Source organism: Candidatus Latescibacter sp. (genome assembly GCA_030692375.1).
Taxonomy (GTDB): Bacteria; Latescibacterota; Latescibacteria; order Latescibacterales; family Latescibacteraceae; genus JAUYCD01.
Genome location: JAUYCD010000031.1, coordinates 1 through 7,892 on the forward strand (window position 1 = coordinate 1; position 7,892 = coordinate 7,892).

Below are 7,892 nucleotides of genomic sequence, written 5' to 3' on the forward strand. Positions count from 1 at the left end.
TTTTTTTTACCCCCTTAAAAAGGGGGTCGCCGCTCAAGCGGCGGGGGGATCTTTATTCGCCGGGAAGAAGAAATCCCCCCTGCCTTTGGCATCCCCCCTTGTTAAGGGGGGAATATGAATCCAACTTTATTGCATTGACTTAGCACTAGTCAATGAGTGAGGTTTACGCATACGAATGCAGTCCTGATATCAGGTAGTTTACTCCAAACAGGGTAAACAGTGTAACGATAAACCCGATCACCGCAATCAAGGCTGTCGCCCGTCCTTTCCATCCTCTGACCACCCGGACATGGAGAAACAAGGCATATACAATCCAGGTAATCAGCGCCCAGGTTTCCTTGGGATCCCAACTCCAGTAATCGCCCCAGGCATATTTGGCCCAAACCGCCCCGAAAATGAGCGCCCCCAGTGTGAAGATGGGAAAACCGAACGCAATGGCGCGATAGGTCAGGGTATCGAGCGTCTCCAGGTCCGGGAACGTTCGCGCCGGGAACGAATCTTCTTTGGCGCGCTCCAGGATCAAATACATCAGCCCTGAGCCGAAAGCCACTGCGAATGCCGCCTCGCCGATGAACGAGAGCACCACATGCCAGACCAGCCACTGGCTTTGAAGAGCCGGAATGAGCGGCACAACCTCCTTGGAAGTTGAGGGCAGGGATGAGAAAGCCATGAGAAGAAAAACAACCGGGAGAATGAATACCCCGAAAACGCGGTTTTTTAATTTCCATTCCACAAACAGGAAAAAGAGGACGATCACCGCGCTGAAGAAATTCAGCGATTCATAGATGTTGGTGATCGGCATGAACTGAGCCGCCGTTCCCCTTATGATAAGCCCGATTATCTGCATGGTAAGGCCGAGGAGGAGTATGATGTTTCCCGCCTGGGCAAGTTTTCCTGTGCGTTTCCAGAAAGAAAGAAAATAAATGATCATGGAAACGCCGTAACCGACAAAAGCGCCGTAGAAAAGATTGACATCTATAGAATTGCTCATTGCCTCTCTCCAGTTTTACTGCCGTTTCCGGCATTGTTCTTGATACAGTGTTTTATCCAGTTCCGGAAAGGTTCAGTATCACCTTTCACCTGCGCCCCGATATACAGCCTGCCTTCTTCTTCCAAAACCCACAGGCGCTGCGGCCTGTAGTAGAAGGAGAGGAAGAATCCGATCATGATGAGCAGAGCGCCGAATCCCATGAGCGGCAGCCCGCGGTCCCGCACTACCCCCAGCACGGTATAATACCCAAAGGACGATTCTGCGACCGAAGGAGATCCGCCGGTGCGCATATCGAGCATTGAAAAGGTGAGATTGGCATTCGGATTCATCGGCATGTTCATTCCGGGAAAATTCTGGAATGCGTACACACTCCAGGCTGTCCCTCCGTGAACGATTACATCCAGTTTCACCGCCGGATTGGCCTTGCCGGAAGGCCCGCCCATCTGCAGATCACGGTGTAACTCTGAGAGCCGTACACGGATGCTGTCGCCAAAGCCGGGAACCGGGTTTTCGCTGCCAAGGGTCATGTCCCAAGAGGCGAGCGGAGGCATCTTTTCCGGGGCGCCTTTTAAGCGCACCTCAATCCTCACAGTATCGGAGGCCGAAGAAACTGCCGAAGAATTCTCCGAGCGGCCATAACTCGACTGATAGACGGTAAGCCCCTGTAACATGAGCGGATGATTAACCCGGATATCTTTCTTGAAAGGGGCGCCGCGCGCCGGGGTGACTGTAACCGAACTGGTATATGATTTCGGACGGCTGGGGTATTTATCGTAGAACGCTACGGTAAAACTGTCAAGCTGGACAGTGAATCCGAGAGAAAGCGAGCTGCTGTCGGAGAGTGCGGCCGCCGTCTTTTTTTCCCCTTTTTCCAGGACGAGGCTCGCCCGTTTTCCGCTGGCCAGGCTGACCATTCCCCCTGTGAGCATGATGAGGATGCTCAGGTGAACTAGGGAAGAACCCAGATATCCGAGCCATCTCTTTTCGCCGAAAAGCCCCGAGTCGCCGACCTTTTTCAGGAAAAACCCGGCATGTGAAAATACATCCCGGATCTCCTCGAGAGAGGTTTTTTCCAGAGTGAATCGGATTGGCATCCCGGAGATGCCCGCCCGTCCGGGAGAAGTATCAGGGCGAAATGTGGTTTTAATAAGAGCCGGAAAACGTTTCGCCGTGCAGAGGATGAGATTCAGCCCGAACAGCCCCAAAAGCCCGATGAACAGGGGGGAGGTATAGGTAGTGTCCAACCGGAAAATCTTAATCAGGGTAAACATGACTGTCCCGTACTGTTCATTGTAGAATTCAAGGGGACGGCCCTGCGGGATGATTGTGCCGATTACTGCGACCGCAGTGATGGCTGTAAGCGCCACCAGCCCGAACTGGATGGAACTCAGGGTTTCTAACGTGCCCGGCGATTTATCCGGTGTGGGGCTGGAAGGCATGCCGATAGTCTATTCCTTTCTATAACAATACATCGATGGTGTTTAGATCCTGAAACGAGTTCAGGATGACACGTGTCATGCGCTGGCTTCGACAGGCTCAACCAGCGGGAACTGAGCTTGTCGAAGTGCCGCTTAGCGGGAATGATGAAAGCGCAGCGCATCTTTTAGCAACCGTTTCGGCATCTATTTCGAAACGAAACACACTAAAATATGTCGTCATGTATAACTTGTACTGGAAAACTATCAATTACTTTGACATGAAGCAAACATTTTTTTCGAGAGAGGGTACAAGCCTGCAGAGTGTTACCCCCTCTCCTGACACCGGGGTCCCCGCAAGTGCTTGCACTTGTGGGGTGGAGTAGAGGGGGACTGGGGGTGAGGCAGAGAAATACCGGAGGAAAATGTAAAACTGACTTGTTCACAGATCTTCTTTTAGCCCGATCTATTCATAAACTTAAGGATAAAATCCCCCCGCCGTTTCACGGCGACCCCCTTGTTAAGGGGGTTATTAAAAAAGGGAAAAGACAGTCTCGTACATAATTCTCCCCTTAATAAGGGGAGATGCCGACAGGCAGAGAGGATTTCTGACTCAATAAATTGTGATGAATATATTTTATGAATTATCCGGGTTAGAAGGCTTATGAAAAATCCTGTTTAATTGATAGATGCCGTTTCAGGATCTAAATGAAAATAATAACCGACTTTTTCACAAGCCGTTTAAATACTATGACATTGTGCACAGTAACCCCGGTCTCCATTGTGGCCGGTATTTCCTAAATCTTCTGTAGAACCGATAAAATCTTTGATGGGTAAAGGCGTTGGAGTAATCGATATCGCCCGTGATACGGGCAGAAAGAAGTCACCTTTCTTAGTCGGTGTAATGGTATATGACCCAGTATTAATTTTATCAACAGCATATTGTCCTAAAGAATCAGTCAGCGTTGACGCTTCGCCAACCGTAATGGTGATGCCCTGCATTCCCTTTCCCCATTTATCCACTACCCGGCCTGAAAGGGCGGCATTGCTATTACTAGTATTAGCAGCGCTGGTATCAAGCACGGAAACGGTTTTGCCGCTGCATGACATACAAACTATAACAATGACTGCGCTTAAAAGAATCGGGAGTAATACAAACTTTTTCATGGTGATACCTTGCCTTGGTGAGGAGGTTGATATTTACGCGCCTAATTTTATTGAATTTTCATGAAATAACTTCCTGTTGGAACGTTCATAAGTCTCTGAAAAAAGCGCATTGAGAGACTCAACAAGACGTTTTCTTGTCTCCCCGGACTCGGAAGCCCTGAGCGTGACCGTTGGATTATGGAGTATCTTTCTGACTATTCGCCGGGTTACCAGATCAACTGCATCATAAATTTCAGCGTTTACTTTGTTTTTTATCTTTCCAAGCTCTTCAGTACGAATATTTTCACATTTTTCCCGGAGCGTACGTATTTCAGGGAGTATTTCCCGTTCTTGGAGCCATGTGTCATACTCATCAACCTTGAGTTTTATTATTTCTCGCGCTTTTATCTCTTCACTATTTCTCCCGTTGTAATTTTCCCCGGTAACATCTTTCAAATTATCGATATTATAGAGAATGATGTTTCCGATGGAGGCAACTTCAGGATCTATATTCCTCGGAACTCCGAGGTCGATAAGGGTAAGGATGGCGCCATCCCGGTGTCCGATGCACTCTATCAGACGGCTCTTGGTAATTATGGGATTTGAAGAGGATGCAGAAGTGATGATGATATCGACTTTCCCGAACATCTCATCCATTTTTTCAAATGGTATAGCTTCTCCGGACAGTTCTTCCACCAGGGCATCTGCACGTTCTGCGGTTCTGTTGGCCAGATAGAGCTTTTTAATACCGGAATCTATCAACAGCCTCGCGCACATCCTGCCTATTTTGCCGGCGCCTACCAGGAGAACAGTCCGATTTTGAAGAGAACCATAGGTTTTCCGGGCCAGCGCTACAGCAGCCGAACTGGCGGAAATTGCCCCCTCGCTTCCAAAAGTACAATTGGTTCTAACCTGTTTACTTACCTGAAATGCCTGATGAAACAGACGGTTGATAATAGGACCGGTGCAATTATTATCGCATGCAAGTGAGAAAGCGGATTTCACCTGCCCGAATATCTGAGACTCACCGAAAATCATGGAGTCGAATCCACATATGACCTGGAAAAGATGTTCGATCACATCTGTTCCATTCAGGCAATAAAAATACCTGAGGAAACTTTTGTCTATTCCGGATATATCCAAAATATAGTTTTCAATGTTTCTTCGAGTTTCCCGGAACGAATCACCGGCAACAGCGTAGATCTCCGTACGATTGCAGGTTGAAAGAACGAGGCATTCACGGATACTGCTCATTCTCTTGATCTCAGATAATACAGAGATGAGAGCATCGCCGGTGAATGAAAATTTTTCCCGAATTTCAACAGGCGCAGTCTTATGTGATATCCCGATAAGTAACAAATTGCCTTTATGTATGCTCATTTTTTTCTTTTCGGATTGTAGTGTCCACCACCGCATTGAATCTTCATCAGAAAACGTTGTATTGTGCGGAAGAAGTTACTTTCTGTTTCATGTTGTCTGCTTGAAAAAGGGCTGGCTAAAATACAGCCAGCCCTTTTTCCGTACATAAAAACTAGTTTACAATGCTATCAAATCATTCCACAAATATTTATTTCTTCATGTATGCAATGGAATTCTTCAGGAGCGCCTTGTAATATTTCGCATTGTGGACGCCCCCGCTCTTGTCTCCAAGCAGCATCCGATAATTAAACAGACAGCCGGCCTGATCCATGGGATAGGTCCCGACCACTGCCAAATTGGCGTCGGTCAGGAGCTTCTTGGCGATGAGAATATCCTTCAACTCCTTCGTAAGGGCCGCAATTTCCGTCAGCTGCCCGTTAATATCAAAATTCTTGGCTGTCGAATGGCACTTCGTACATGCGGCTACGTACAATGTTTCCACCCCGTTATAATCGTAAGCCAATCTCCATGTATGCCCGCCGGCCTTATTCCCGTAAGGCGGCGCCATATGACACGTCACGCAGCCGTCGTTGGTCGCAGTCTTGTGAGAAGAGCTTTCATAGGCCGTGAGGCCCTTGATTTCATACCCGCCGACTCCGAGAAGAACGGAAGACTGCGAGCCGTAGTGCGGGCCGAACCGTGACGAGGTGACACGAATCGTTGCGGTGTCTGCATGGGCCACCGTCGGATCAGGAGTTACCGGCCTCTGCTGATGGCATTCCGCGCAGAGGTTGGATTTGCCGACGTTGTAGGTTCCGCCGCGGACCAGCTTTACCGGAGTCGACGTGGCAAGGTCGAAATCGGTACGGTCGTACTTCTTGTGGATGTTGTGGCAGGTACGGCAGTTTTGGGGAGTGGCATTATCGATCTTCGCGAGCGCCGTCTTGGGATGGACAGTGCCGAGGGTCTCTCTGAAGCCCTCGCTGGTATGGCAAGGCGCGCAGCCGGCTTCGCTTCGGTCGTTATGACCGCCCATTGCGTGCTGCGAATTTTCCCACTGCAACTGTTTCGCCAAAACTTCGGTGGAGACGCTGTGACACGTGCCGCATGCGGCAGTCCCCCCCGAGGCCCCTGCCGGTCCTGCCGGACCTGCCGGGCCCTGGTCTCTTTGACATCCAACAATCATGGCGATCCCTCCGACCATCACAATCGCCAAAACCCCGGTGAAAATTGCCGATACTTTTTGCATATCCCCTCCTCTGAAATGTTAGATGATTAATACGATTAAAAAATTTTTTAAATATATCGCCTCAAATTTTGCCCATAGAATTGCAAAGGATATGCCAACAGTATTGAATTTAACCTTACAATTCATCAAAAATTTACATGAATTATAAATCCTCGCCCCGGAAAATATAAGATGAGCTGTCTGAAATCTGAGATTGGCTCATAACACATTATACACCATTACATTAATAACTTACTCCCCTATCTCCGATTATTTATTAAAGTCTTTTGTGAATAATTCTATTTCTCGATTAAAAAAATTATGACTGACGAATAGATGGTTTAATTATCTATCTGTATCATTTTACCCTTACTTTTTCATTACATCAATGACGAATATTTGGCATATGATGACGAAAATCGGTTATTCAAATCAGCCGATAAATAATGAAATCTTTTTGTAGTATTAATAAATGTTATTAATATCAAGATATTCAATAAGAAATACTACGAAACCTTTCGATAATTTATTCGTCAAAAATCCTACCCGTTTAAGGTCTCATTATAGTATTTTATAACGGAAATCCGGCAAAAAGTAATTTTTATATGATTTTATGGAGAAGAGGATGGCTGAAAGCCGTAAGCGTTCCATGAAAAAAATAATTCTCGGAAGCCGTGGAAGCAGTCTGGCGCTGGTTCAGGCTGAATTGACGCAAACGTTGCTCTTTGAACGATTTCCCGATTTGGAAACAGAGATATGCATCATTGCAACCGAAGGTGATATTGACCGCACCTCTCCTCTCTCCAGCTTTGGAGGAAGGGGAGCATTTGTTCGAAGCATAGAATCGGCCCTTTTGAAAAATGAAATTGATGTGGCGGTGCACAGCCTGAAAGATTTACCCTCACGGCTTCCGGAGGGCCTGGCGCTGGGCGCTGTTCCGGTGCGCGAAGACCCCCGTGATGCGCTCATTTCACTGGACGGGCATACTCTTGCGGACATTCCCAACGGCAGTATCATCGCCACAGGCAGCGATCGTCGGAGAATTCAATTGGAGAAAATCCGCCCTGACATTTCATTTCGGAATATCCGCGGGAACATCGAGACCCGTATCGGCAAGCTCGGCCTTGCAGGAATTGAAGGAATCGTACTTGCTTGCGCCGGAATAAAACGCCTCGGTCTGGAAAACCATATTACGCAGATTTTCTCTACAGAGGAACTGCTTCCGGCGCCTTGCCAGGGAGCTCTCGGGCTGGAATGCCGAGCTGATGACCAGGACGTCCTTCACCTGCTCGGCTTAATAGATAATCCGGAAATCCGTCCCTGTGTGGATGTCGAAAGAACTTTTATCGCTACACTCGGTATGGGTTGCCACGCCCCGGTAGCCGCACTCGCCAGTATGGAAGGGGAACAAATCACCTTCACCGGCCTGGTAGCCGGAAAAAACGGCTTGATATTCCGCGAGAGCCGGACGATATACTATAAGGAAGCCGAAGATGCGGCACGTTCCCTGGCTGAAAAGTTTAGGAAGAGTATGGAAGGATTATAAAGGAATGGACAAATCATGGTATATCTGGTAGGCGCCGGTCCGGGCGATCCGGGTCTCATAACGGTCAAAGCTCTTGATCTGATCCGGCGGGCGGATGTTATTCTCTATGACCGCCTGATCAATCCACTGCTCCTTTTCCATGCCCGGGCCGACTGTACCCTGATCGATGTCGGAAAAAGCGCGGACAGTCATACCTGCCCCCAGGAC

At 48.2% G+C, this 7,892-nt stretch carries 7 protein-coding genes; 2 read left to right on the forward strand and 5 right to left on the reverse strand.

Going from position 1 to position 7,892, the window contains the following annotated elements:
• Window positions 1-163 precede the first annotated feature (163 nt).
• From ccsB to Q8O92_02025, 5 genes are all read right to left on the reverse strand, one after another.
• Entirely contained in the window at window positions 164-991 is an 828-nt protein-coding gene (gene ccsB / locus Q8O92_02005; GenBank protein MDP2982087.1) for a c-type cytochrome biogenesis protein CcsB, read from the reverse strand.
• On the reverse strand, window positions 988-2,430 hold the full coding sequence (locus Q8O92_02010; GenBank protein MDP2982088.1) for a cytochrome c biogenesis protein ResB: 1,443 nt from the start codon (window positions 2,428-2,430) through the stop codon (window positions 988-990). The genes ccsB and Q8O92_02010 overlap by 4 nt, the downstream gene beginning before the upstream one ends.
• A gap of 717 nt (window positions 2,431-3,147) precedes the next feature.
• On the reverse strand, window positions 3,148-3,573 hold the full coding sequence (locus tag Q8O92_02015) for a carboxypeptidase-like regulatory domain-containing protein (protein MDP2982089.1): 426 nt from the start codon (window positions 3,571-3,573) through the stop codon (window positions 3,148-3,150).
• 33 nt (window positions 3,574-3,606) lie between these two features.
• Window positions 3,607-4,932, reverse strand: coding sequence for a glutamyl-tRNA reductase (gene hemA / locus Q8O92_02020; protein MDP2982090.1), 1,326 nt, complete (start codon window positions 4,930-4,932; stop codon window positions 3,607-3,609).
• Window positions 4,933-5,119: 187 nt separating this feature from the next.
• Window positions 5,120-6,160 (reverse strand): hypothetical protein, encoded by a 1,041-nt coding sequence (locus Q8O92_02025; protein MDP2982091.1) that lies wholly within the window; start codon window positions 6,158-6,160, stop codon window positions 5,120-5,122.
• A gap of 604 nt (window positions 6,161-6,764) precedes the next feature.
• Between Q8O92_02025 and hemC the strand changes: the two genes are divergently transcribed.
• On the forward strand, window positions 6,765-7,685 hold the full coding sequence (hemC, locus tag Q8O92_02030) for a hydroxymethylbilane synthase (protein MDP2982092.1): 921 nt from the start codon (window positions 6,765-6,767) through the stop codon (window positions 7,683-7,685).
• Window positions 7,686-7,700: 15 nt separating this feature from the next.
• The coding region (locus Q8O92_02035; GenBank protein MDP2982093.1) for an SAM-dependent methyltransferase at window positions 7,701-7,892 on the forward strand (192 nt) is incomplete at its 3' end.